Source organism: Amycolatopsis heterodermiae (genome assembly GCF_034929455.1).
Lineage (GTDB): Bacteria > Actinomycetota > Actinomycetes > Mycobacteriales > Pseudonocardiaceae > Amycolatopsis > Amycolatopsis heterodermiae.
On record NZ_JAYFSI010000005.1, the window covers coordinates 67423 to 93270 of the forward strand.

Here is a 25848-nt window from a genome sequence, read left to right on the forward strand (position 1 = left end):
AAGTCCACTGTAGATGGCCGGAAAACCTTGGTGGAGAAGGTATCGGACGTTCCTCGCCGCGTCCGACACGCTCGTCGTCGGCTGGGCGGTGACCCTCGTCCCGGTGATCGCGCCCGGCCACCCACCGTGGCGCGACGTCACCGTGCCGCTGGGGTTCGCGCTGCTCTGGTCGCTCGCCCTGGTGGTGTCGGGCACGCGGGACGCGAACGTCCTCGGGATCGGGCACGAGGAGTACAAACGGGTGCTGTCGGCGTCGGTGACGCTGTTCGGCCTGGCGGCGATCGCGGCGTACCTGCTGCGCGACCCGACGGTCCGCAGCTACCTCCTCGCGGCGTTCCCGGCCGGCGTCGGCGGGCTGGTGCTCTCCCGCTGGCTGTGGCGGCAGTGGCTGCACGCGCGCCGGTGCGCCGGCGCCTGGTCGGCGCGGGTGTTCCTGGTCGGGGACACCGCGCGGGTGTCGGGGCTGGCCGACGCGCTGTCGTCGGTCCCCTACACCGGCTACGCCGTGATCGGCAGCTGGCACGGACCGGCGGGCGGCTGCCCGGACGACACGGCGCGCGCGATCGTCCGCGCCGCGCGGCGGCTGGAGGCGGACACCATCGCCGTCACCGGCGGCCCCGACGCCGGCCCGGACCTGCTGCGCCGGCTGGGCTGGCTGCTCGAGCAGACGCCCACCCAGCTCGTCGTGGTGCCGGGCGTGATGGCGGTCGCGGGGCCGCGGGTGCACACGCGGCCGGTGGCCGGGCTGCCGCTGCTGTGCATCGAGGCGCCCCGGTTCACCGGCTCCACCCGGCTGGTGAAACGCTTGTTCGACGTCGTGGTCTCGGCGCTGTCCCTGCTCCTGCTGAGCCCGGTGCTGGTGGCGATCGCGGTGGCGGTCAAGGTGGACAGCCGCGGGCCGGTCTTCTACCGGCAGGCCCGCTGCGGGCGCCACGGCAAGGTGTTCCGGGTGTGGAAGTTCCGCACGATGCACCCGGACGCCGACCGCCGGCGCGCGGAGCTGGTCGCGGCCAACGAAGCGGACGGCCCGCTGTTCAAGATCCGCCGCGACCCGCGCGTCACGCGGCTCGGGCGTTCCCTGCGCCGGTTGTCGGCGGACGAGCTGCCCCAGCTGATCAACGTGCTGACCGGCCGGATGAGCCTGGTCGGGCCCCGCCCACCGCTGCCGGAGGAACTGCGCCACTACGAACGCGACGTCCGACGGCGGCTGCTCGTCACCCCGGGGATGACCGGGCTGTGGCAGATCAGCGGCCGCTCCGACCTCGGCTGGGCGGAGGGGATCGAGCTGGACCTGTACTACGTCGAGAACTGGTCGTTCACGCTCGACCTGACGGTGCTCTGGAAGACGGCACGAGCGGTGGCCGGCGGCCGCGGCGCCTACTAGCCGACGGGCCCGGTGCGCGGTGGCGGCCGGGGATCCTCCGCCGCGGCCGCGGCGCCCATCAGCCGACGGGCCGCGGCGTTGACCGAGGCCGGTCGGTGATCTGCACGCCGGATCTCACACGCCAACGAGACCGCGGACCACATCGCCGCGGCCGCGGCGCCCACTAGCCGACGGGCTCGGTGCGCCTGTGGCGGCCGGGGTCCTCCGCCGCGGCCGCGGCGCCTATCAGCCGACGGGCTCGTGGCGCCGTGGCAGGTCGCGGCGTTTCTCCGGCAGCCAGCGGGTGAACCGGCTCCGCTTCGGCGGGGTCAGGTAGCGGTAGTACCGCCCGGCCGCGCCCGCCGAGCCGGCCGGGACGCGGTTCAGCATGATGCCGATCAGCCGCGCGCCGATCGTGCTCAGGGCCCGCGCCGCCCGGTCGACCTGGTCGCGGCGGGTGCGGCCGACCGCCGTCACCAGCAGCGCGCCCGTCGCCCGCTTCGCCAGCAGCGCCGCGTCCGTCACCGGCAGCAGCGGCGGGGAGTCGATCACGACGAGGTCGAACCGGGTCTCGAGGTCCTTGAGCACCTTGTCCATCGCCGGCGAGCCGAGCAGCTCGCTCGGGTTGGGCGGCAGCTCGCCCGCGGTCAGCACGTGCAGGTCGCCGCCCCAGCGCTGCAGCGCTTCGTCGATGCCGATGCGGTCCAGCAGCACCGTCGTCAGCCCGACCGCGTCGACCAGCCCCAGGTAGTGGGCGATCCGGGACTGCCGGAGGTCGGCGTCCACGACGACGACCCGCAGCCCGCTGTCGACCAGGGTGAGCGCGAGGTTGACCGCGGTGGTGCTCTTGCCCTCGGCGGGCACGGCCGAGGTCACCACGACCGAGCGCAGCTCGCCGACGGCGGAGACGAACTGCAGGTTCGTGCGCAGCTTGCGGAACGCCTCCGCGCGGGCGCTCTGCTGGCTGCGCAGCAGGGTCGGCAGCTGCTCGGCCTGGCGGTCGAACGGGATTTCGCCGAGGACGGCGTCGCTCTTCGGCAGGTCCGCCTCGCCGCGGACGCGGGTGTCCACCGCCTGGCGGACGAGCGCGCCCGCGACCCCGGCGATGATCCCGGCCAGAAGGCCCACTCCCAGACTCAACGGCACCGACGGGAACACCGCGTCCACCGGGACGCTCGCGCGGCGCACGAAGCTCACGGTGACCGGGGAGCGCTGCCCGGTGGTGCTCTCGAGCTGCGTCACGACCCGGATCAGCGAGTCGCCGATCGCGTCGGCGGTGGCCGCGGCGCGGGCGGGGTCGGCGTCGCGCACGGCGATGTCGACGAGCACGGTGTCCAGTGGCGCGGCGACGGTGACCCGCGCGGCGAGCTCGTCGGCGGTGCCGGGCAGGCGCAGCTGCTGGACCACGGGGTCGAGCACCCGCGGGGTGGTGACGACCTGCGCGTAGGACTTGACCCGCTGCTGGCCGAAACTGCCACCCGAGTACAGCTCGGTGCCGTCGTCGCCCTGACGGGTGGAGACGAACAGCTGGCTGTTGGCCGAGTACTGCGGGGTGGTGCAGAGCAGGAACACCACGGCCGCCAACACCCCGAGCAGGATTCCGGCCACCACGGCGCGCCACCGCGCTCGCAAGGCGCGCAGGTATTCGGCGAGCTCCACGTTTCTCCTCCCGGCCGGACCTCGGACTGTGTGTTCGGGGTCAGGCCGGGCCGGCCCGGCGTTCCGCCGCCCCACCGCGGCGGGTCACCCGGCGGGCGGGCTTCGGGACGGCCGGCTCGCCGTGCTCCTCGGCGTCGCCGGTGCTCGCTTCCGGCTCGCTCGCCTCGGCCGGGCGCCGGAGCGCGGCGACGGCGTCGGCGATCCGGTCGAGGTCGGCGGAGAGCTCCCGGTGCAGCGCCCGGACTTCGGCCGCCTCTTCTTCCGCGCGGGTGACGATCAGCCGGGCCTCGCGCTGGACCTCGGCTTCCGCGGTCCGCCGGACGTCTTCGGCGTCCGCGGCGGCACCGCGGGCGTCCGCGCGGATCTTCTCGGCGTCCTCCTCGGCGGCGGCCCGGATCGCCGCGGCTTCGGCTTCGGCGAGGCCGAGGATCTTCTCGATGCGCGCGCCGACCCCGGAGGCCGCCGGTTCCGCCGGCGGCCGCGGTTGCGGCACACCGCCTTCCGCGAACCGCGCCACGCGCTCCTGCAGCGCCTGGACGTACTCGTCGACCTGGTGGCGGTCGTACCCGCGCAGGACGACGGCGAACCGGACGGAGCTGTCCGCGGCCGGTTCGGACACCGTGATCGAGTCTTCCGCCATGCTTGGAGTGTCGTGAACCCGGCGCCCGCCAGCAAACCGGGACGCGCCAATGGCACCTTCGGATGAATTTCTCAGGCACCGCCGGCGGAACCGAAGTCCTGGGTCCAGTAGGTGCGCGCGCCGCCGAGGGTGTACCAGATGCCGATCTCGCGGAACGCGCAGTTGAGGATGTTCGCCCGGTGCGGCGGGCTGTTCATCCACCAGGTGACGACCTGCTGCGGAGTCCGTTGCCCGGCCGCGATGTTCTCGCCCCAGCGCTTCCACGGGTAGCCGGCGCCGGCGATCCGGTCGTCGGGGTTGTCCCCGGCGACGCCGGTGTGGCTCATGTACCGGTACTTCGCCATTTCGTCGGTGTGCACCTGCGCGGCCACCGTCAGCTGCCCGTTGCCGACGAGCGCGGGGCACCCGGCCTGCGCGCGGTACTTGTTCGTCTCCTGCAGGACCTGGACCGGATAGGAGGTGGCGGCGTCCGCTTCCCCCGGTGCGACGACCGTTCCGGCGGCGGCCACGGTCAGGGCGACGGCGATCGTTCCGATGCGCATGGATTTCTCCCGGGTCGGATCTTGAACCTTCCGTCCATGATGGACAGATCACCGGGGTGACCCGCAGCCACCGGATCCGGGAGTCCGGGTTGACCGGATGTGGCCCGCCGCACGGGATTTCACGAGATCGGGACGCCGTCCTTCGCCACACCGGTGAACCGCGCCGGGATCACCCGGACGTCGTGTCATCTCGAGCTTGTCCTGGGCTTCGCTGCCCGGGTGCGGGGTGTTCCACGATCTTGTGCCCGCTGGTGCTCCGCCAACGCCCGGGTCTCCCACAGCTCCCGGAACCGCCTTCGGGTAGCGGCTCGTCGTGGCGCGCAGGTCGGCCACGATCGGCGGCGGATGGGGCTCTGAGCCCGGCGCCGAACTACCATGCCGGTCATGCGTGACGAGGACGGTGCCGGAGACCAGCCCGGGCGAGCACGGTCCTATCGCAAAGCCGAGGAACGGCGGGAGCAGGTCCTGGCGAAGGCGATCGAGCTGTTCGCCCGCGACGGCGTCGAGACCTCGCTGCGCTCGATCGGGGAGTCGATCGGGGTTTCCCACGCCGCGCTGCGGTACTACTTCCCATCGCGGGACGACCTGCTGATCGCCGTCTACCAGGCCCACGAGGCCGCCGAGGACGAGGAAGACGCCGACTCGGCGACCGCGGTGCTGAAACGCAGCGCGGTGCGCAACCGCGAGGTCCCGGGCCTGGTCGAGCTGTACGCGACGTTGACGACCGACGCCCTGCAACCCGACCGGCACCCGGCGGTACGGGACTTCGTGTGGCAGCGGTTCCGGCGCGTACGGGCACAACTGGCCGAGATGGTGCGCGAGGGACAGAGCACCGACGTGGACGCCGACGATGCGGCGGCCCTGCTGGTCGCCGCGTCCGACGGGCTGCAGGTGCAGTGGCTGCTCGACCCCGAAGCGGTGGACGTGCACCGCGTGCTGAGCCTGCTGGAACGGCTGGTGCTGGGGTCAGCGCGCCCGCGCGAGGGCGGCGAGACCGAGGACGGCGGCCAGCGCGAACCCGGCGGGGACCAGGAACACCAGCGGTAGCCCGATCCAGGCCGCGCCGAGGCCGCCGGCCAGCCCGCCCAGTGCGGAGCTGAGCGCGGTGGAACTCAGGAAGATCGCCGAGGCGGTCGCCACCGCCTGGGGCAGCAGCCGCTGCGCGACGATGATCCCCAAGGTCGCGAACACGCCCCAGACCCCGCCCATCAGGACCTGCCCGGCGAACAACCCGGCCGCGGTGCCGGTCAGCGCGAAGCAGAGGTTCGCCCCCACCCCGAACCCGGCGGCCAGCACCATCAGGCGCACCTCACCCGTCCGGCGGGCGACGACCACCGCGACGGGCATGAGGACCAGCTCCACCAACGGCTGGATGCCGATGACCGCACCGCTGAGCGCCGGGCTGAACCCCAGCCGGTCGTTCATGTAGATCGGCAGGAACGCGTACTTGACCGACTCGCCCGCGTAGACACAGATGTAGAGCCCCGTGAACCCGAGCAGCGGCAGCATCACGCGCACGCCGGGCCGGACCGGGCGCGGCTCGTGCTCTGCCGCAGCGGGGTGGGGTACGCCCGGATCGCGCAGCGCGCCCAACGGCACCAGCTGCGCCAGGGTCGCGACCGCCGTCGCGAACAGCATCACGCGGGAGCCGGCGACGGCCGCCAGGAACGACCCCGCGACCGGCCCGACCACCCAGCCCGCGGTGAGCGCCATCCGCACGATCGCCACGACCCCGTCGTTCGCCGGCCGCGGGCGCAGCGCCGCCTGGTCGTGAATGGCCGCGAACAGCTGCGACGTCGCGGCGCCGGCGAACCCGAGCACGACCGCACTCACCACGAACGGCACCCACAACCGCGGCGCGAGGGCGATCGCCGTCCACCCGGCGAACCCGACGACCGCGCACACCCGGAACAGGCCCAGCCGCGCACCGGTGCGGTCGGAGCGGGCCCCCACCAGGTAACCCGCCACCGGCGCGGTGAGGTTGGTCAGGTAGTAGAGACCCGCCACCGTGAGCGAGGCGTGCAGCTCGCCGACCAGGAACGACGCGATCTGCGGTGCCGCGGCGGAGAACCCCAGTCCGGACAGGAACAACGCGACCGTCGACCGGAGGTACAGCGGGGTGGACCACACCAGCCGCAACGCCGTGTTCTCCGCCCTCTCGGGTTCGCCCGCCTCGACGCGGGGGCCGGGAAGGTGCTCACTCATCTCCATCGCCCTCTCACGCACGACACCGAACCCGATCGGCCGGGGTGGCGAGAACCTACACCCGAGATTCTTCCAATGGAAGAATCTCGGCCTGCACGAAGGGTCCGGGCGGAGTGCGTTTCAGCGGATTCGGCGGCCGGTCTCCGCGCAGGAGTAGCCGCCTAGTTTCTCCACCTCGGCCTGGAAGTCCGGCTGCTCCAGCAGTGTCCACAGTGGGCGGAGCTGGGCGCTGTCGAGGTCCCGCGTGCGGAGCACGAGGTCGTACGGCTCCTGGGCGACCGGGACGAAGTCCAGGCCGAACGCCCTCGCCGCGGCCAGGATGCCCAGGCCGGTGTCCGCGCGACCCGCCGCGATCGCCGCGGCGACGGCGAGGTGGGTGTGTTCCTCGCGGGCGTACCCGGGCACCTCGGCCGGGTCGATGCCGCGCCGGGTCAGCTCGTGGTCGAGCAGGACGCGGGTGCCCGCGCCGCGCTGGCGGTTCACGTAGCGCAGCCCCGGGCGGGTGAGGTCGCCGATGCCGGTGAGCCCGAGCGGGTTACCCGAAGCCACGAGGAGGCCCTGGTCGCGGTGGACGAGCCGGACCACCGCGACGTCGACGTCCGGACCGAACAGCTTGTCCACATAGGACAGCGTGTACTCGCCCGTCGCCGGGTCGAGGAGGTGGGAGCCGGCGATGTGACACAAGCCGTCGCGGAGCGCGACGAGCCCGCCGAGCGAGCCGACGTTCGACGAGGCCAGCGTGATCAGCGGGTCCGTCGCACGCAGCGCGGACGCCGCGAGGTCGAGGACCAGGTCGTGCGAGCCGATCGCGACGATCGTGCGGCCGATGTCGGCGAGCCCGCGCAGCAGCTCGACGCGGACCTCCTCGCCGGCGTGGTGACCTTCGAGCCCGGCCGGGACGACGAGCAGCCCGTCGGCGCGGACCAGCGAGGTCAGCACGCCTGCGCCGCGCGGCAGCGGGGTGGCGACGACCTGGTCGTGCACGCGGCCGAGCCGGACGCGGACCCAGTCGTCCGTGCCGAGCGCGGACGGCAGCTTGCGCGCGAGCCGCGCGGCCGCCGACGGCCGTTCGTGAGGGGCGGCGCCTTCGAGCTCGGCCAGCAGCGGCGCGGCGAAGATGTCGAAGGTCAGCGCGGCCGACACGGGATAGCCCGGGACGCCGACGATCGGGGTTTCGCCGACGGTGCCCAGCACGACAGGATGTCCTGGGCGTACGGCGACGCCGTGGACGGCGAGCGAGCCCGTCTCGGCGACGACCCGCGCGGTGTAGTCGTCGCGGCCCGCGCTGGAGCCCGCGATGAGCAGGACGAGATCGGCGTCGGCAGCCGCGGTCCGCACCATGGCGGCGATCGCGGCCGGATCGTCGGGGACGATCTCGGTGACACGGGCCTCGCAGCCGGCTTCACGGGCCTGCGCGGCGAGCATGAGCGAGTTCGTGTCGAGGATGTCCCCCGGCGCCAGCTCGGCACCGATCGGGCGGATCTCGTCGCCCGTCGGCACGATCGCCACCACCGGCGCCCGGCGGACCGCCAGGGTGGTCGCGCCGGCCGCGGCGCACGCGGCGACGTCGACCGGCCGCAGCCGGTGCCCCTGCGGCAGCAGCAGCTCGGCGGCGCTGATGTCCTCGCCGATCGAGCGGACGTGCTGGTACGGCGGCACCCCCGCGCGCAGCTCGGCCGACCCGTCGGCGGTGTGGTGCACGTGCTCGCGCATGACGACGGCGTCGTAGCCGGGCGGGAGCGGGTCGCCGGTGTCGACGACCTCGAAGCCGCCGGGAGCCAACAGGACCGGCGTGGTCTCGGCCGCCCCGACGGTGTCGGCCGCCCGCACCGCGATGCCGTCCATGCCGGCGGAGTCGAACGCCGGCGACGACCGCGTCGCCCAGACCGGCTCGGCCGTCACCCGCCCGACCGCGTCACCGACCGGCACCCGCACCGCCTCGACCCGCGCCGGACAGCCCGCAACAGCCCGCGCCTCCCGCCACGCGGCGAGAGCCTGCACAGCGGGGACATCGGAAACGAACGGACTCTCGGCCGTCATCGGGACAACACCACCACAACCCACGCCGGACACCCGGCCAAAGCCCGGGCCTCCCGCCACGCGGCGAGAGCCTGCGCAGCGGGGACAACGGAAACGAACGGGCTCTCGGCCGTCATCGGTACAACACCACCTCGACCTCCATGCCCGCGTCCAGGCCGGTCGCGGGCTCCGGGATCACGACGTAACCGTCGGCTCGGACCAGCACCGACAGCAGCGCCGACGGGCCGAACAGTGGCTCGGCGACGCCGTCGCGGACCGTGACCTGCACGATGTCCAGACGTCCCGTGGCGGACGCCAAGTTGCGCGACAGCCGGGCCCGCGTCGTGGGCGGCGGGGGTGGCGACTCGCACCCCGCCAGGCGCCACAGCAGCGGGACGCCCAGCTGACCGAACACCACCAGCGCGGACAGCGGGTTGCCGGGCAGGCCGACCAGCGGGATGCCGCCGCAGTCGGCGAGCAGCGTGGGCTTGCCGGGCTTGATGGCGAGCCCGTGGCACCAGACGTCACCGATCGCGGCGACCGCGCCTGCCGTCTCGTCGCGGGCGCCGACCGACGAACCGGCCGACACGACGACGAGGTCGGCGTCCGGCAGGACTTCCGACAGCCGGTTCTTCAGCGCGCCGGGTTCGTCGCTCACGATGCCCGCGAAGACCGGCTCGCCCCCGGCGTCGGCGACCAGCCCGGCGAGCGCGGACGCCGTGGCGTCGCGGACCTGACCAGGCCGCAGCTCGACGGTGTCGGGCGGGACGACCTCGTCGCCGGTGGAGACGATCGCGACGCGCGGCCGGGCGTGCACCGCGACGGTGGTGACCCCGGCGGCGGCGAGCAGGCCGAGGTCCGGGGCCCGCAGCGGCCGTCCGGCCGGGACCAGGGCGGCGCCGGCCGCGACGTCCTCGTCGGCGCGCACCATGCCGCCGCCGGGGGCGACCGGGCGGGTGATCTCGACGGTGCCGGGCATCGTCTCCGCGGTGTACTCGACCATCACGACCGCGTCCGCGCCATCGGGCAGCACCCCGCCCGTGGGCATCGCAACGCAGCCGCCGGCCCGGACGGCGACCGTGGGTGCCGCGCCCATCGTCACCGCGCCGAGCAGGTCGAGGTAGCTCGGCAACCCCTCCGACGCGCCGTAGGTGTCGGCGGCTCGCACGGCGTATCCGTCCACAGTAGAGCGAGGAAACCCCGGAAGTAGAGACGGAGCAACCACTTCACTGGCCGGCACCCGGTGCAGCGCGGCATCCAGGGGGACGTCCTCGACCGGCGTGCGGTGGGCCGGGCGGAACCCGGCGAGGGCCTCGGCGACGGTGCGCGCGGTGAAGAACTCCCGCCCGCTCACCGATCCGGCTGCCGCGGCTGCTCGCGGGCCGCGGCGCCGCCCTTGTCCAGGCCCAGCACCGACACCACCGGCCCCAGCGCGACCTGCCCGAGCCCGCAGATGGACGTCTTGCGCATCGCCTCCTCCAGCTGCAGGATCCGCGCTCGCTGCGTTTCGTCCAATGTGGACGTTCCAGTGTCGAGTACGCCGCGGAGCAGCGTGTGCGCCTTGGTGGAGCCGACGCGACACGGCACGCACTTGCCGCAGGACTCGTTGCGGAAGAACCGCAGCACGTTCGTCGACGCGGCCAGCAGGTCGGTGCCCTCCGCCAGCACCACCAGGGCGCCGGAGCCGAGCATCGTGCCGGCCTCGGCCAGCGTGCCGAAGTCCAGGGCGAGGTCCAACTGGTCCGGGCCGATGAAGTTGGACGACGCCCCGCCCGGCTGCACCGCCTCGACGGCCGCGCCCCCGAGCACTCCCCCGGCCTGGTCGATCAGCTCCCGAACCGTGGTCCCCATCGGCACGCAGTAGACCCCGGGGTGCTCGACGTGGCCCGAGACGGCGAAGAACTTCCAGCCGACCGAGTCGCCCTTGCCCTGCTCGCCCCACCAGTCGGCGCCGCGCTGCAGGATCACCGGGACGTCGGCGAACGTCTCGACCGAGTTGATCAGCGTCGGCCGCCCGTGCAAGCCGTAGCCGCCGGGGAACGGCGGCTTGTTGCGCGGCTCCCCGCGGTGGCCCTCCATGCATTCCAGCAGCGCGGTCTCTTCCCCGAGGATGTAGCCGCCGGGTGAGACGAACACGTCCAGCTCGAGGCGGCGGCCGCTCCCGCAGGCGTCGGGCCCGATGACGCCGGCCTCGCGCAGCGCGTCGATCTCCGCGCACAGGACCCGTTCTTCCGGGCCGTATTCGTGCCGGATGAACACCCAGCCCAGCTCGGCGCCGATCACCGCCATGCCCAGCAGCAGCCCTTCGAGCACCAGGTGCGGCTGGTCGGCGAGGATCTGCCGGTCCTTGAACGTGCCGGGCTCGGACTCGTCGGCGTTGCAGATCGCGTACTTGAGGTCGCCTTCGGCGCCGGCGACCAGGCCCCACTTGCGCCCGGTCGGGAACCCGGCGCCGCCCATGCCGCGCAGCCCGGACGCCTCCAGCGTCGCGACGACGTCGTCCGCGGCCAGGTCGCCGGCCAGCAGCGCACGCAGGCTCGCGTAGCGCTCCGCTCCCACCGGGTACGGGTCGTTCGGCCACGGCTCGTTGCGACTCGCGGCTTCCGCTTCCCCGGCACCGGTGTCCCGGGCGGCCGTCACGAGCGCGTCGACGTCGGTGACCGGGGCCGGACGCTCGTTGACGGCGGCTGCGGGGGCGACGTCGCAGCGGCCCAGGCAGGAGACCTCGACCAGCTCGACGTCGGTGTCCTCGCCGTAGCGCTCGCGCAGCTCGGCGATGCGGTCGTCGGCCGAGCGCAGCCAGCACGACAGGTCGTGGCAAACGTGCAGAGACACCTTCGCCGGCGGAGTGGTGCGGAAGTGCGGGTAGAACGAGATGAGGCCCTCGATCTCGTACCGCGGCCGCCGCGTTTCGCGGGCCAGCTGCTCCAGTTCCTCCCGCGGCAGCCAGCCGAGGCGGGCCTGGATGGCGTTCAGCTCCGGGATCAGCGACGGCCCGGGGAACTTCCCGGCCCGCGCTTCGACACCGGGGACGCGGTTCGCGCTCAGGGTCATTCCGTGACCCCCAGCGCTTCCACCTGGATCGCGCAGAACTTGAACTCCGGGATCTTGCCGTACGGGTCGATCGCGTCGATCGTCAGCAGGTTCGCCGCCGCCTCCCGGAAGTGGAACGGGATGAAGCAGTTGCCCTGCTGCTCGCGGTGGGAGATGCGCACCTGCAGCTCGATCTCGCCGCGGCGGGAGCGGACGCGGACCCGTTCGCCGTGGGCGAGCCCGCGGTCGGCGGCGTCCTTGGGGTGCATGTACACCTCGGCGATCGGCGAGATCGTGTCGAGCGCGAACGACCGGCGCGTCATCGATCCGGTGTGCCAGTGCTCCAGCAGCCGGCCGGTGTTGAGGACCAGCGGGTACTCGGCGTCCGGGAGTTCCTTCGCCGGGAGCCACTGCGCCGGGACGAGGTGCGCGAGGCCGTCGTCGGTGTTGAACCGCTCGTCGAACAGCACCACCGTGCCGTCCGAATGCTCGGGATCGGCGTTGGGGTACAGCTTTCCGGAGAGGCCGAGGTTGTCGTGGCGCAGGTTCGCGTACGACGGCATGAGCGCGACCATCTCGTCGAAGACCTCGCTGGGGTGGGTGTAGGACCAATCGAGGCCGATGCGCCGGGCGAGGTCCTGGATGATCTCCCAGTCCACCCGCGCCTGGCCGGGCGGGTCCATCACCTTGCGGCCGAGCTGCACCCGGCGGTCGGTGTTGGTGTAGCTGCCGTTCTTCTCCAGGTACGACGACGCGGGCAGGATCACGTCCGCGAACTCGGCGGTCTCGGTGAGGAAGATGTCCTGCACCACCAGGAAATCGAGCGCCGACAAGGCTTTTCTGACCTTGTTGATGTTCGGGTCGGACAGGAACGGGTTCTCCCCGAGCATGTACATCCCGCGGACCCCGCCGGGCTTGAGGACCGAGCCGATGATCTCGGTGACCGTGAGGCCGCGGTTCGGGTCGAGGCTGGTGCCCCACGCCTTTTCGAACCGCTCCCGGGCCTTTTCCACGCCTTGGTAGTCCGGGTAGAACATCGGGATCAGCCCGGCGTCGGAGGCGCCCTGGACGTTGTTCTGCCCGCGCAACGGATGCAGGCCGGTGCCGGGGCGGCCGACGTTGCCGGTGATCGAGCACAGCGCGATCAGGCAGCGCGCGTTGTCGGTACCGGTGGTGTGCTGGGAGATGCCCATCCCCCAGTAGATGACCGCCGAACCCGCTTCGCCCCAGACGCGGGCGACTTCGCGGATGAGGTCGGCGTCCACGCCGGTGATCTGGGCCGCCCGCTCCGGCGGGTAGTCCGCGACGGTGCGGGCCAGCTCGTCGTAGTTGGAGACGCGGGCGGCGATGAACTCGCGGTCGATCTTGCCGAGGCGGATCACCTCGTGCATGAGCGCGTTGTAGAACGCGACGTCCGTGCCCGGTTTGACCTGGCAGTGGTAGTCGGCGTGCTCGGACACGGTGCTGGCGCGCGGGTCGACGTAGACGATCTTCGTACCCCGGCGGCGGGCCTGCTTGAAGAACGAGCTGGCGACCGGGTGGTTCGCCGTCGGGTTCGAGCCGGTGATGATCACGACGTCGGCGTTGACGACGTCGCTGTAGGTGGTCGACACGGCGCCGGAGCCGACGCCCTCGAACAGCGCCGCGACGGAGGAGGCGTGGCACAGCCGGGTGCAGTGGTCGACGTTGTTGGTGCCGAAGCCGGCGCGGATCAGCTTCTGGAAGAGGTAGGCCTCCTCGTTGGAGCACTTCGCCGAGCCGAACCCGGCGATCGCGCCCGGCCCGCCGGTCGCGTGGATCTCCTTCAGGCGGCGGGCGACGAGGTCCATGGCCTCTTCCCAGGTCGCCTCGCGGAAGTGCGGCAGGACCTCGTCGTAGTCGACGAGCCCGCCGGGCTTGCGCCGGCCGTCGCGGCCGCGCTTGCCCCCGCTGCGGTTCCCGCCGCCTCCCCCGCGTCCGCGGTCGTGGTCGTTGTCACCGCGCACGTCCGCCGACAGCGGCCCCTTCGGGTACGACGAGTCGACGCGGATGAGCGGCACGGTGAGCCGCTGCGGCGAAGCGGCGTAATCCCAGCCGTAGCGGCCTTTCACGCACAGCCGGCTCTTCGAACCCGGCTGGTCGCGGCCTTCGGCGAACGCGATCGCGTCCCGTTCGCGGTCCACGTAGTAGGTCAGCGCGCAGCCGACACCGCAGTACGGGCAGACGCTGTCGACCGCGTTGAGCTGCTCGCGCGGCCGGATCGGGATGTTGTTGATCGCCTTGTTGGTCAGCGCGCCGGTCGGGCAGGCCTGGACGCATTCGCCGCAGGTGACGCACGAGCTGGCGCCCATCGGGTCGTTCAGGTCGAAGGCGATCGTGGTCGAGTAGCCCTTGCCGGAGCGGCCGATCACGTCGTTGCCCTGGATGTCGTCGCAGGCCCGGACGCAGCGGTCGCAGAGGATGCAGGCGTCGTGGTTGACCTCGATGACCGGGTTCGACGCGTCGTGGCCGCGGCCGGACCCGCACGGCAGATCCGTGGTCTCGCGGGCGACGTCGAACCGGTCGGCGAGGTCCAGGAGCAGGTTGTCGCCGGTGGTGGTCTGTTTCGGGTCTTCGGCCCGGGGCGGCTGGTCGGAGAGCAGCAGCTCGGTCAGCGTCGCGCGGTTGCGCTCCAGCTCCGGCGTCGCCGTCTTGACCTCCATGCCGTCTTCGCACGGGCGCACGCAGGCCGCGGCGAACACGCGCCCGCCGGTGTCGACCACGCACATCCGGCAGACGCCGACCGGGTCGTAGCGCTCGTCGTGGCACAGCACCGGGATGTCGACGCCTGCCTGTTTCGCCGCGTTGTAGATGGTCGTGCCCTCGGGCACGGTCACCGACCGGCCGTCGATCGAGGCCGTGACGGTCAGGACGGACGTGCGGGACTCCTCGACAGCTGTCATCGTCGACCTCCGTCAGCAACGGTATACCGTCTACAATACATCGATCAGCAGATCCGCCAGGTCTTTCTGGACCACCCTCCCGGACGGATCGAGGCCGCGGGCGGCGTAGTAGCCCGAGACCATCGTGTTCAGCCGCTCGGCGGTCAGCGTCGCCTGACGTCCCGAAGTCAGCTCCAGCGGCGTCTCGAGCATCCGCGGCGGCAGGGTGTCGTCGGCGGCCGTCGCGCCTTCGCGCAGGTTGAACGCGCGCTTGGCCCGCACGATCCGGCGGGCGGCGGTGTGCAGCTCCTCGGCGTCGATGTCCCAGCCCGTGACGGAGGCCAGGAGCGCGGCCCAGTCGGTGAACGGGTCGGTGAAGACGCCGCGCAGGAACTTGCACAGGATCATCGAGTCCATCACCGCGGCGCGGTCTTCGGTACCGATGGCGGCGGCCACGTGCGCGGCCCCGCCGTCCAGCCGGTCCAGCTCGCCGGACAGATCGGCTTCGTAGGCGCCGGAGCGGTTGTGGTCGGCGCCGCGGGCGTTGACCGCGAGGCCGAGCGCCATCGACTGCAGCGTGCGCGGCTCGTAGCCGGGCAGCTCCAGGCCCTTGACCTGCGGCGCGAAGTCGATCGATCCCTGCCCGACGACCGCGGCCGCCCGGCGTGAGCCCTGCGCGAGCAGCTCTCCGAGTCCCGGGGTGCGGGCGCCGATGGCGTCCAGGGCACGCAGGAGCGCCGCGCCGTCGCCGAACCGCAGCCAGGGCGCGTCGATGAGGCCGCGCTCGGCGCACTCCATCGCCCAGGCGATGGTGCCGCCGGCGGAGATGGTGTCCAGCCCGAGTTCGTCGCACTTGGCGCTGGCCGCGAACACGTCGTCCGGCTCCGAGACCCCGCACAGCGGGCCGAGCGCGAAGACGTTCTCGTACTCCATCCGCTGGCTGCCGCCGCCCTTGCGGGAGTAGATGTGCTCGCAGCCGATGGTGCACGACGCGCAGCTGTTGCGCGCCACGGTCCGCATCTCGTGCAGCTCCTCCGCGGCGAGCCGGGGCGCGGCTTCGAACGTCGCGGCGGTGAAGTTGCGCGTCGGCAAGGTGTTGACGGCGTTGAACGCCAGCAGGTTCGCCAGGGTGCCGAGTTCGCGGTACTTCGCCGTGGCCGGACCGAAACTGCGCTGGCGCAGATCGCGAGCGGCGGCGAGCACCGCGGCCTGGTCGGCGACGGCCACCTTGGTCGCCGCGCGCACGAGCACGGCCTTGACGTTCTTGGCGCCGAGCACCGCGCCGAGCCCGCCGCGTCCGGCGTGGCGGCCGTCGTGACTGACCGTCGCGTACCGGACGCCGCGCTCCCCCGCCGGCCCGATCGCCGCGGTGCGCCAGCCCCGGCCGTACCGGGCTCGCGCGGCTTTCTCAGCCTGATCTGCGGACAAGCCGGCCAGCTCCGGCGCGGGTTCGAGCCGCGCGCCGTCACCGTCGATCAGCAGCACGGACAGCTCGTCGGCGCGCCCGCGCAGCACGAGCGCGTCGTGCCCGGTGAGCTTGCCGGCGATGGCGAACTGGCTGGACGCGAGCGCGTCGGTGAGCAGGCCGGTCAACGGCGACTTCGCCACGACGGCGAACTTCGCACTCGTCGTCAGCGGGGTGCCCACGAGCGAGGAGAACACGAAGGCCAGCGGCGCTTCCGGCGCGAGCGGGTCGACACCGGGCGGGGCGAGGCGGTGCATCAGCCAGGTGCCGAGCCCGACCCCGCCGAGGTAGGCGCGCAGCACGCGGTCGTCCAGCTCGAGCGGGCTCGAGGTCGTGCCCCGTCCGCTGATCTCCACGATCAGCGCCCGCCCGAAGAAGCCACCTGGCGCCATACCGCCGACTGTAGGCGCCTTGTCCGGCTGGGTCAGCCCCCAGCGTCGGCCGACAGGAACGCCACGGCGTCGCCGGCGACCAGCGGGAGCAGCGGATCCCGGGTCACCTGGTCGCCGTTCAGCGCGGCCACGATGTGCCGGTCCAGGGTCAGCCCGGCCGCCTCGGCGGCCGCGCCGAGCGTCGCCGCGGGGACCTGCCGGGGTCGATGGCCGTCGCCGCGGGCCAGGGAACCGAAGCACTCGACCGTGACCTCGGCCGGAGGTCTGGCCCGCGCGGCCGCGTAGTCCTCCGGGGTGTTGACGTTCACCACGGATTCGAGCGTGGGGTCGTCGCGCTTCAGGGCGCTGTCGTCGAGGAGCTGCTCGTCTTCGAGCCGGACGACGGTGCAGTGCTTGGCCAGCATGCCGGGCCGCAGATCGCCCTCGCCGATCAGTTTCGTGATCAGCCCGGCCAGCTCGGTCCGGTAGGCCGCCGCCAGCGGTTGCCGGAACCCGCGGGCCACGGGCAGGAGCATGTCGGCGCCGGTGTCGGCCAGCCCGCGCAGCACGCGGCGGACGAACGCCGGGTGCAGGAACGGCATGTCCACCGAGCACGCGAACGCCACCGGCGCCTCGTGCGCAACCGCAGCGAACCCCGCGGCGAGGCCCTGCATCGGCCCGAGGCCCTCCACCGGATCGGTCACGACGCGGACGCCGCGCGGCAGGTCGGGCAGCTCCTGCCCAGGCGCGGCCACGACGACCACGGGACCGTCGAGCGTCCGGGACAGCAGGGCCGTGGTGCGGTAGAGCAGCGTCGAGCCGTGCCACTCCAGGTCGGCCTTCGCCTGTCCCATGCGAGTGGAGCGCCCACCCGCGAGAACAACACCGGCCGCGGTCTGCATGCCGCTGATGCTATCCGCGCGCCGGCTCAATGTGTCCGGGCTTGGCTCGTTGTCTCGACATCGGTCTTCAGTTCGCCGGCAGCAGACGTTCGCCACCCTTCCGGGTGAGTCTCCCGGCACGGGCGGATGATCGTCCCCGTTCACGCCTCCGGAACGAAGCGCCACACGCATGATGATCTCGCCGAAGGAACCACTGGCCGGCGGATCTCCCGGCTGAAAGGGGCGTGGAATGCGCGCGACCATCGCACAGCGAGCCGGGCTCGCCGGTGCGCTCCTGGTGACCGCACTCGCGGCGACGACGGCACCGGCACGAGCCGACCAGCAAGCCGGTCTCGCGGACATAGGCTCGGCCGATTTCACGACGGCGGGATCGACGTCCACGATTCCGGCTCAGGGCCGCTGCTCGATCGACGGCCCGACCAGCGCCACCGCCGAGCCGGTATCGCAGGAAGGCATCACCTTCGGCGGCGGCACGTCGTCCTGCACGACGACGGTCACCGACCCCGAAACCGGCGCCACGACCACGACGTCGACCGCGACGGGCAAGAAGTTCGAGCTTTCGGCACTGATGAGCGTGGGCGGCCCGCGCGTCAAGCTCTCGACGTTCACGGTGACGTGCACGGCGAGCCGGGCGCAGACGAGCACGAACTGGAGTTACGGCGGCATGGCCGGCATCCCGGCCCCGCCCAGCCCGGTGCCGGCCGGCTACGTGGCGCCGATCAAGAAGCGTGACGGAACGGTCCTGGCGAACGCGGTGTTCAACACCCAGACCCTCCCGGGTGACGGCAGCATCGGCCTGACGATGCTGGAGATCACGTTCCTCCCGGCATCGGGCATCACCGGCCGGGTCGTGCTGGGCGAAACGGCCTGCGCACCGACACAGTGAGCGGCAGCAAGCAGCGATTTCCCCTGCGGTCCCTCGCGCACCGGCTACCGCGAAGGACCGCATCGACGACCGTCGCCTGCTGCTGATCCGGCGACGCCGGATCACGCCGCCCGGCGTGGCCTGCGGGAATTCCTCGCAGGCCGCGCCGGGCTCACAGGTGCCGCGCGGTCCTCGCCGCCGATCGGTTGTCGACCTCGGCTCAGCTGCGGATCCTGATCAATTCGATCTGTTCCGCGCTTCGTGCAGCTCAGGACCTCGGCTCCCTTGCCGGGTGTCCGGCGAAATCCGGAAACCGCGCACACCCAGCGCCACCTGGACACCGGTGGCGTCTCCGTGCCGGCGGCGCGGTGGCTCCGTGCTCCGGTTTGACCCGGCGGCCCGGGGGAACCCGGCCACGGCGATCGCGTTCCCGCCCCGGACCTCCGGCGGGTGTCTTCGCCGTGCGCGTCCCGGCACCAGCTCACACGGAGGCCCGATGACCCCGCAGACCGACCCGCTCGCCGCCCTCACCGCCGCAGGGTGTCGGTTTGGCGACGACCTGTCCCGCGAACTGCTCGCCGGCGGGGAACTGGGCGAACTGATCGCGGGCAAGCCCAGCTGCACGAAGCCCGGCGCCTCAACACCGAACTCCGTGCCACGGACTGAACCGTCCGCAGCCGGCCGGCCCGGCACGCGGCCGGCACCGCGTGCCGATCCACGACTTCCGCTCCGGTACCGCCTGCGGCAACGAGCCCGCCACGGTTCTGCCGGACCGCTCGGCGGCGCTTAGGGTTACGCCCGATCACCCGCGACGGCGAGCGCATCGACACCGAGGGAGCACCCCATGGACGAGAACCTGCTCGAGGAGCGGGACGCCGCGCGGCGCGTGGACGACGTCACCACCGCCCTCGATCGCCTGGCCGGCACCTTCGAGGCCGAAGAGGAACTGTCCGTGGTCCTGCAACGCGTGTGCCAGCAGGTCGTGCACGCCGTACCGGACGCGGAACTGGCCAGCATCACCCTGCTGCGCGACGGCGCGCCCTATACGGCGACGGCCACCGGGGACAGCGCGCTCCGCATCGACCAGGCCCAGTACACCGCCGGGCAAGGCCCCTGCCTCGAAGCCGCCCGGACCGGCGAGCTCCAGCGGGTCAAGGTCGCCGAGGCAGCCCGGCGGTGGCCCGAGTTCGCCGCGGCCGCGGCCGAGTCCGCCGTGCTCGGCTACCTGTCCGCACCGCTGTTCGTCGACCGCGGGTATCACGGTTCACTCAACCTGTACGACACCGGCGGCAACAGCTTCGGTGCGCTCGACGCGGCGCTACTCGAGCTGTACACGACCGCCGCCGAAGGTGCCCTGCGCAGCTCCCGCCGGAACCAGGCGGCCCGCGAGACCATGACCCAGCTGTCCACGGCCCTGACCTCGCGCGCGGTGATCGACCAGGCGAAGGGCATCTTGATGGCCCTGCACCGCATCACCGCCGACGACGCCTTCGAGCTGCTCGTCAAGGCGTCGCAGGAGCGGAACGTGAAGCTGCGCGAAGTCGCCGAGGACTTCGTCACCTCTGCCTTGGCCGCCCCGGACCGGCCGTGAGCGGCCATCTGCACGGAAGCGACCTGGTGATCATCCACGCCCGAGCCGGCCTGAACCCGACAATGGCGCCGGCTCACTGCTGAACCGACGCCATCGACGAATCCCGCCAAGCACGGAGGGACTCACAGCCGCGATTACCCAGCTGCCCCGATCTTTGAACACGGATCAACGCCGAAAGAGCCGGTGTCAGGGGCCGCAGTCCGCCGCGTCACCCGCCGGGTGCCGGGTGGGCACCCGCAGGGCCGCGCCGGGCCGGACCTGGCGCACGCCGGCGCCGCCGACGCTGACCGGGAGCGGCGGGCCGGAGCGCAGGGTCAGCGTCGTGGTCCGCTGTCCGACCGACAGGTCGAACGTGCGGCCGTGCCACTTGACCCCGGTGACGTCCACCCCCGGCAGCTGCGGCGGCAGGAAGGGGTCGACGGTGACCGAGTCGGTCCCCCACCGCAGCCCGGTGAACCCGTAGAGGAACTCCTGCAGGTAGCCGCCCTGGCCGGTGGTGAAGTCGAACGCTCCCCCGGTGCGCGTCTCGTACCACTGGTCGAACGGAGCGGCCAGGTACGGATCGGCACTGTCGCGCAACGAGGTGTAGACGGCGCAGCCGGGTGACCCGAGCGCGGCGCCGGCGATGGTGGCGATCGCGTCCGTCATGGACGGGCCGTCCGGATCCGTGCGCGCCTTGTAGTAGTCCAGGTCGTTCTGGGCCACGCCGGGTGACATCGGCACCGCCCACGGGTACTGCAGCAGCGTGACGTCGGCCTGTTTGACGGTCTGCCCGGCGTACCCGTCGAACTCGGGGTGGATGTTCGCGCCCGCGTCCACCGGGATCTTCAGGCCGTCGGCGACCTTGCCCCAGGCCGGATCGGCGCGGCGGCCGACGATGCCCGCGGCGCGGATCGCGATGCGCAGGGAGGCTTGCGCGCCGGCATTGGTGCTGGCGCTGTTGTCGACGTTGTCGTGGTATTCGTCCGCGCCCTTGACGTCGTTAATGACGTACCCACCGGCCGGGCCGGGCACCGCGCGCGTGGCCCAGTAGTCGGCGATGCCCTGCAGGACCGGCCACGCCTGGTCCCGAAGCCACGTCTTGTCGCCGGTCACTTCGTAGTACTGCCACTGCGCCAGGGCGATGTCGGAGTTGATGTGGATTTCCTGCTTGCCGTCCGGTGACCAGTCCGGGGTCGTCTCCTTGCCGGACAACGCGCTCTGCCACGGGAACTTCGCGCCCGCGATCGGATGGTCCGGAGTGGACAGTGCCGCGGCGGCGGCCCGCGCGGCCGGCAGGCGCTGCTGCCGGTAGGTGTTCGCGTCGGCGGCGATGTCGGGGTACTGCGCGAGCAACGCCGGGTACATCCACGTTTCCATGTCCCAGAACACGTGCCCGCTGTAGCCGTCCGAGGACAGCCCGCCCGGGCTGGCGCTCCAGACGACCCCGGCGCGCACGCTCGCGAGCAGGTAGAACATCGACGCGTGGACCTGCGCGGTCATCGTGGTGTCACCGGGGACCGAGATGCTCGACTGCCACAGCCGCGCCCAGGCATCGCTGTTGCGCACCAGCGCGCGCCGGTAGCCGTCCCCCGCGGCTCGACTCGCGGTCTTCGCCGCGGCCTGGGCCGGGGTCGCGGCCGCGAGCGGCCGGTCGGTGTCCACACTGGACGCCACGCCCACGTACTTGGTGATCCGCACCGGCACGCCGGCGCGGACCGCGAAGTCCGCGCGCTGACCGGCGCCGCCGTCACCGGGGTCGGCGAGCGCCCGGGTGGGCACCGTCTTCTCGTCGACGCGCAGCACGGAGCTCAGCCCGGCGGTGACGAGCTTCCCGTCGCTCACCACGGTTTGCGACAGCGTCGCGGTCCGGTCGTCCACCCGCGGGTCCGTCGTCGAGGCGTGGTCCAGGCCCCGGCCGTCGAACGCGTCGACGGCGGTGGCCGTTCCGCTCCAGTGCGGGACGGCCCGCACGCTCACGGTGCCGAGGTGACCCTCCGCGCGGTTGGCGTTGACCTCGTAGTCGAAGCTGGTCGTGTCGCCCGCGGGCGAGGTCCAGTCGAACGACGTGGTCAGCACGCCGGTGCGCAGGTCGATCGCCTGCCGGTAGTGCGTGGTGGTGCCGACCGTCGCGGGGGCGACCTGCGTCGGCAGCGGCGTGCCGTCCGGGTGGACGGCGAGGTAGTCGACGTTCACCCGCGCCGTGTCCCCCTCGGCGACGGTGACCTCGAGCGTGTTCGCGCCCGCGTTCAGGGTCACCGGGACGCTCACCACCGCCCAGTCGTCCCAGCTCGCCAGGCTGGGCACGGTCAGCTGCCGGAGCGTGCCGTTCACTCCGATGTGGACGGTCTGCGGGCTGCCGCTCCCGTTGCCGTACCGCACGGCCAGCGTCGCCGGGCCGGCCGGCGCGTCGCGGATCGGGACGACGCCGGTGCCGCCGACCGTCGGGGTGTTGTTGGTGTTCAGCCCGGCGAGGTACGCGCCGGCGACGGAGCCGGGGTGGGAGCTCTCGACGAACGCGCCCCCGGAGACCTTCCCGTACGCGGCCGGGCACAGCTGCCCGAACCCGCAGGACCACTGGCCGAGCCCGTAGACGTCGCCGCCGCGGCCGAACCCGAGCGTGGTCCAGGTCGGCAGCCCGGCGCGTTCCTCCTGCCCGGCCGAGGGGGCGCCGTAGAAGCCGGCGAGCTGGGACTGCGTGACGATGGGTTTGCTGCTGAACCCGTGACCTTCCGCGGGCACGCGCGCGCCGAGGTAGCCGTTGCCGACGAACGTCGGCGAGTAGTTCTTCGCCGGGTCGGTCGTGCTCAGCACCCAGCCGTCGCCGCCACCGGCCGGCTGCGACCCCGGCGCGGCCACGGCCGGCACCGCCGTCGCGGCCAGGAGGAGGCAGCCCAGCACCGCGCCGAAGCCGGTCCTGCTCTTGACCAAGCCGCGTTTCGTCATCGAAACGGCACCTCCTCGGGACCGGCGCCAATATGTTGCAGGCAACAACATATACGTCGGAGTCACGGTTGGTAAATACGCCGGACCTCGTGATCAGCTCCGCCGGCCGTCAATAGCGGTCACGTCCTGACCGCTATCACGGGCACAGTCGGGTCAGTTGCTCGCACGAACCGCAGGAGGACCCATGGCAGTTGGCACGCTCACCCACCTCAACTTCACCGGCAACGCCCGGCCGGCGCTGGAGTTCTACCGATCCGTGTTCGGCGGCCACCTCGTGATCATGGAACACGGCGCCCGGCTCGAGGGCCCGGCCGACGGCCGCGACACCGGCCACGTGCCGATGGCCGCGGACGATCCCGACGCCGACCGCGTCGCCTTCGGCATGGTGGTAGCCGAAAACGGGTTCCGCATCGCCGCCTACGACGTCCTCGGCACCACCGGCACCCACCCGGCCGGAGGCATCGCGGCACCGCCGGGCCCGGCCGCACCGCGCGCCCGCGGAGTCACCCACACCGAGCCGTTCTTCGTGCTGCTCAACGGCGACTCCCTCGACGAGCTGACCCCGCTGTGGCACGGCCTGTCCCAGGGCGGCACCGTGGTCGCGGACCTCGGCCCCGCGCCGTTCGCGCCGGCCTACGGGATGGTCACCGACCGGTTCGGCGTCACCTGGGTCTTCGGCCTCACCCAGGGTGGCTGATCCGGGTCCGGCACCGTCTCGCAGCGCTCCCCCGGACTGCCGGGCGGGTCACACCTTCGGGTGACTTACCTCCGGTTGGGTGAAGAAACTCCGGTGGGTGGGCATTCCTTTTCGTCGCGCCTTCGCGGCGAGAGAGGTGCCCATGTTTCCCGACGACGAACGCCGCGCGCTCGAGCGGATCGAAGCCGAGATCTCGGCCACCGATCCCGCCCTCGCCGACCGGTTCCGCAGGCCGCCCGACAGGTGGCGGTGGTTCTTCGTGCTGCTCGCGGTCACCGGAGTGTGCGCACTCGTCGTGGGAGTCCTCGTGGGCAGCGGAAGCCTGACGGTCGTGGGGATCGTGACGATCGGGGTGCTCGCCATCGAGTACTTTTCCCGGCGGCCCCGCGCACCTCACGGGTGACCTCGGTCGGCACGCCGATCGCGGCCGTCACCCTGCCGGCCGCTTCCGCCGGTGATGCCCGGTTCGTCAGGAAGCGCGACGGCCTTGGGCGACACCGGCGAAGAACGTGCGGCCGCCCATGGTCATCGCCGGCTGGAACTCGCTCATCAGCTGCGAGCGGATCGGCGAGTCGGCGAACCGCGGCTCGAGCTGGAACTCCGCGGCGATCGACCACCACGTGACCGGGGCGACGCCGGAGAGCACCATGCGCTGGATCGCCGTGTCGTGGGCCTCCTTGCCGGTGCTGGCGGTCGCGTCGGCCACCACGTACGTCTCGTAGCCGGCGCGCAGCGCACCCAAGGCCGTCTGCAGGACGCACCCGTCGGTGGCGATCCCGCCGATCAGCAACCGCCGGCGGCCGGTGGCCTCGACCGCGGCCCGGAAGGCGGGGTCGAGGAACGAGTCGAACGCGGTCGCGCGCTCGATCACCGGCTGGTCGCCGAGCGCGGCGAGCAGCTCGGGGTAGAGCGGCCCGGACGGCTTCGACGGCTCGCCGTTGGTGACGACCAGGCCGGCACCGTAGAGCTTCGCGGTCTTGGCCAGGCCGACGACGTTGTTCACGTGCTCGCGCAAGTCGTGCGAGCGCAGGAGGTTCGCGAATCCGACGGCGTAATCGACGAGCACGACGGTCGCGTTGTCCGGGGACAGGGGTTCGAGGTTCATGCCGATTCCTTCCGGGTGAGGTCGAGGGCGGCGCGGACGGCGGGGGCGATCTCGCTGCCGAGCCGGTGCACGGATTCGCGCACCCGGTCCGGCGGCAGCCCGCCCCAGTCGGCGAGGAGCTGCACGCGGTCGTAGCCCACGACGTCGTGCAGGCGCACGAGCTTGTCCGTCACGTGCTCGGACGTGCCGATCATCAGCGGGCGGTCCGGGCCGGTGCCGTCGGTGAAGTCCTGCTGCGACACGACATATCCGCCCCCGCCGGGGCGCTTGGGCCGCATGAAGTCGTGGTAGTGGCGGTAGGTCGAGGCCGCCTCTTCCGCGGAAGCCGCGCCGAAGTAGTGCGCGGCGACGCCGACCCGGAGCCGGTCGCCGTGACCGGCTCGCTCCCCCGCGGCCCGGTAGAGGTCGGCGAGGTGCCCCAGGTGGCCGGGATTTCCGCCCAGGTAACCGAGAATCAGGGGCAGCCCGAGCGCCCCGGCTCTCGCCACGCTCGAGGGCGAGCCGCCCGCGCCGATCCAGATCGGGAGGGACGCGCTGCGGGGCACCACGGCCGCCCGGTCCAGCGGTGGCCGGTGCCGGCCGCGCCAGGACAGCACGGGTTCGTCGCGCAGCCGCAGCAGCAGTTCCAGCTTCTCGACGAAGACCTCGTCGTATGCGGCGATGTCCACGCCGAACAGCGCGAAGGGTTCCGGGTAGGCGCTGCGCCCGACGGTGATCTCCGCGCGTCCGGCGCCGAGCAGGTCCAGCGTCGCGAAGTCCTGGTACACCCGGACCGGGTCGTGCACGCTGAGCACCGTCACCCCGCTGGTCAACCGGATCCGGGAGGTGCGCGCGGCCACGGCCGAGAGCACCGGCACGGGCGAGGACACGGCGAAATCGCCGCTGTGGTGCTCGCCGACGCCGAAGACGTCGAGGCCTTCCTCGTCGGCCTGCACCCCCAGCTCCACGATCTGCGCCAGCCGGGCGGCTTCCGTCACCTCCCGGCCGTCCACCGTCCGCGGCTGCCGGTCGGCCAGCGTGGCGACGCCGATCTCGACGCTCATCGCCGGCCCGCCCGCGTGACGGTTTCGTCGTCGACCGGGATCCAGCCGTCACCCAGGTCGGTCTCGCCGAGGTGGTGGTAGCCGTCGGGTCCGGTGCGGGTGAAGGAGTCGCGCAGCGGGACGGTGTGCCCGCCCAGGGTGATGGTGCCGAGGAACACCAGCCGGTCGCCGTCCCAGCCGGCGGAGCGCTGGCGGGCCCGGCCGCCGTTGCTGTCGTACCAGTCCGCCACGAACTCGCCCGCGGCCTCGTCGTAGCCCCAGACGTAGCGGGCGGTCAGCGGGTCGGGGTTGTGCTCGGTGGCGGTTTCCTCGGTGCGCAGCACGGTCCAGAAGCCGCGGTCCTCGCTGCTGCCGGTGAGGGTCATCTCGATCGGCTTGGCGGCCCCGAAGGGGGTCTCGTGGAAGCGGCCCTCGGCATGCCAGGTGCCGACGAAGAAGGTGAGCTCGTCCATCCGGACAGGGGTTTGCATGACGTCTCCCGAGGTCGCAAAATCTGGAAGGGGTCTTCCGTTTCACCTACGGT

The 25848-nt window shown here is 72.5% G+C and carries 20 protein-coding genes; 6 read left to right on the top strand and 14 right to left on the bottom strand.

Annotated elements, in window-relative coordinates; all coding sequences use genetic code 11:
- The first annotated feature begins 13 nt into the window (after positions 1 to 13).
- Positions 14 to 1384: a sugar transferase gene (locus tag VA596_RS22585; protein ID WP_323329826.1), complete on the top strand. Its 1371-nt coding sequence runs from the start codon at positions 14 to 16 to the stop codon at positions 1382 to 1384.
- Positions 1385 to 1609: 225 nt separating this feature from the next.
- Here VA596_RS22585 and VA596_RS22590 read toward each other — a convergent pair whose 3' ends face one another.
- The 3 genes from VA596_RS22590 to VA596_RS22600 all read right to left on the bottom strand — a co-directional run bounded on the left by VA596_RS22590 (position 1610) and on the right by VA596_RS22600 (position 4204).
- On the bottom strand, positions 1610 to 3022 hold the full coding sequence (locus VA596_RS22590) for a tyrosine-protein kinase domain-containing protein (protein ID WP_323329827.1): 1413 nt from the start codon (positions 3020 to 3022) through the stop codon (positions 1610 to 1612).
- Between the two features lie 40 nt (positions 3023 to 3062).
- Positions 3063 to 3662 (bottom strand): DivIVA domain-containing protein, encoded by a 600-nt coding sequence (locus VA596_RS22595; protein ID WP_323329828.1) that lies wholly within the window; start codon positions 3660 to 3662, stop codon positions 3063 to 3065.
- A gap of 71 nt (positions 3663 to 3733) precedes the next feature.
- A complete protein-coding gene (locus VA596_RS22600) occupies positions 3734 to 4204 on the bottom strand; it encodes a CAP domain-containing protein (protein WP_323329829.1) in 471 nt (156 codons plus the stop codon).
- A 384-nt stretch (positions 4205 to 4588) separates the two neighbouring features.
- On the opposite strand from VA596_RS22600, the gene VA596_RS22605 reads away from it, so the two are divergent.
- Complete coding sequence (locus tag VA596_RS22605) at positions 4589 to 5251, top strand: TetR/AcrR family transcriptional regulator (RefSeq protein ID WP_323329830.1); 663 nt, start codon at positions 4589 to 4591, stop codon at positions 5249 to 5251.
- On the opposite strand, the gene VA596_RS22610 is transcribed toward VA596_RS22605, so the two are convergent.
- The 7 genes from VA596_RS22610 to VA596_RS22640 all read right to left on the bottom strand — a co-directional run bounded on the left by VA596_RS22610 (position 5171) and on the right by VA596_RS22640 (position 17099).
- A complete protein-coding gene (locus VA596_RS22610) occupies positions 5171 to 6409 on the bottom strand; it encodes an MFS transporter (protein WP_323329831.1) in 1239 nt (412 codons plus the stop codon). The genes VA596_RS22605 and VA596_RS22610 overlap by 81 nt on opposite strands.
- A 120-nt stretch (positions 6410 to 6529) precedes the next feature.
- The gene (locus VA596_RS22615) at positions 6530 to 8449 is read right to left on the bottom strand and encodes a molybdopterin biosynthesis protein (RefSeq protein ID WP_323329832.1); all 1920 of its coding nucleotides are present in this window, start codon (positions 8447 to 8449) and stop codon (positions 6530 to 6532) included.
- Between the two features lie 112 nt (positions 8450 to 8561).
- Complete coding sequence (locus VA596_RS22620) at positions 8562 to 9782, bottom strand: molybdopterin molybdotransferase MoeA (protein WP_323329833.1); 1221 nt, start codon at positions 9780 to 9782, stop codon at positions 8562 to 8564.
- Positions 9779 to 11482, bottom strand: a complete 1704-nt coding sequence (locus VA596_RS22625; protein ID WP_323329834.1) for an NAD(P)H-dependent oxidoreductase subunit E — start codon at positions 11480 to 11482, stop codon at positions 9779 to 9781. Before VA596_RS22625 ends, VA596_RS22620 begins: the two co-directional genes overlap by 4 nt.
- On the bottom strand, positions 11479 to 14382 hold the full coding sequence (gene fdhF, locus VA596_RS22630) for a formate dehydrogenase subunit alpha (protein WP_323329835.1): 2904 nt from the start codon (positions 14380 to 14382) through the stop codon (positions 11479 to 11481). The genes VA596_RS22625 and fdhF overlap by 4 nt, the downstream gene beginning before the upstream one ends.
- Before the next feature lie 30 nt (positions 14383 to 14412).
- Positions 14413 to 16218, bottom strand: a complete 1806-nt coding sequence (locus tag VA596_RS22635) for an aldehyde ferredoxin oxidoreductase family protein (protein ID WP_323329836.1) — start codon at positions 16216 to 16218, stop codon at positions 14413 to 14415.
- A 32-nt stretch (positions 16219 to 16250) separates the two neighbouring features.
- Positions 16251 to 17099, bottom strand: a complete 849-nt coding sequence (locus VA596_RS22640; RefSeq protein WP_323329837.1) for an NTP transferase domain-containing protein — start codon at positions 17097 to 17099, stop codon at positions 16251 to 16253.
- 229 nt (positions 17100 to 17328) lie between these two features.
- Between VA596_RS22640 and VA596_RS22645 the strand changes: the two genes are divergently transcribed.
- The gene (locus tag VA596_RS22645) at positions 17329 to 17985 is read left to right on the top strand and encodes a hypothetical protein (RefSeq protein ID WP_323329838.1); all 657 of its coding nucleotides are present in this window, start codon (positions 17329 to 17331) and stop codon (positions 17983 to 17985) included.
- Positions 17986 to 18808: 823 nt separating this feature from the next.
- A complete protein-coding gene (locus VA596_RS22650; RefSeq protein WP_323329839.1) occupies positions 18809 to 19555 on the top strand; it encodes a GAF and ANTAR domain-containing protein in 747 nt (248 codons plus the stop codon).
- A gap of 186 nt (positions 19556 to 19741) precedes the next feature.
- Here VA596_RS22650 and VA596_RS22655 read toward each other — a convergent pair whose 3' ends face one another.
- Positions 19742 to 22480: a glycosyl hydrolase family 65 protein gene (locus VA596_RS22655; protein WP_323329840.1), complete on the bottom strand. Its 2739-nt coding sequence runs from the start codon at positions 22478 to 22480 to the stop codon at positions 19742 to 19744.
- Positions 22481 to 22664: 184 nt separating this feature from the next.
- On the opposite strand from VA596_RS22655, the gene VA596_RS22660 reads away from it, so the two are divergent.
- Both VA596_RS22660 and VA596_RS22665 read left to right on the top strand, forming a co-directional pair.
- Entirely contained in the window at positions 22665 to 23177 is a 513-nt protein-coding gene (locus tag VA596_RS22660) for a VOC family protein (protein ID WP_323329841.1), read from the top strand.
- Between the two features lie 142 nt (positions 23178 to 23319).
- Positions 23320 to 23580 carry a DUF3040 domain-containing protein gene (locus tag VA596_RS22665; protein ID WP_323329842.1) on the top strand — a complete coding sequence of 87 codons (261 nt, stop codon included), beginning with the start codon at positions 23320 to 23322 and terminating at the stop codon, positions 23578 to 23580.
- 66 nt (positions 23581 to 23646) lie between these two features.
- Here VA596_RS22665 and VA596_RS22670 read toward each other — a convergent pair whose 3' ends face one another.
- The 3 genes from VA596_RS22670 to VA596_RS22680 are packed head-to-tail and all read right to left on the bottom strand — an operon-like array spanning position 23647 to position 25795.
- Positions 23647 to 24282 (bottom strand): isochorismatase family protein, encoded by a 636-nt coding sequence (locus tag VA596_RS22670; RefSeq protein WP_323329843.1) that lies wholly within the window; start codon positions 24280 to 24282, stop codon positions 23647 to 23649.
- Entirely contained in the window at positions 24279 to 25325 is a 1047-nt protein-coding gene (locus tag VA596_RS22675) for an LLM class flavin-dependent oxidoreductase (protein WP_323329844.1), read from the bottom strand. The genes VA596_RS22670 and VA596_RS22675 overlap by 4 nt, the downstream gene beginning before the upstream one ends.
- Positions 25322 to 25795, bottom strand: coding sequence for a DUF1579 family protein (locus VA596_RS22680; protein WP_323329845.1), 474 nt, complete (start codon positions 25793 to 25795; stop codon positions 25322 to 25324). The genes VA596_RS22675 and VA596_RS22680 overlap by 4 nt, the downstream gene beginning before the upstream one ends.
- Between the last annotated feature and the right edge of the window lie 53 nt (positions 25796 to 25848).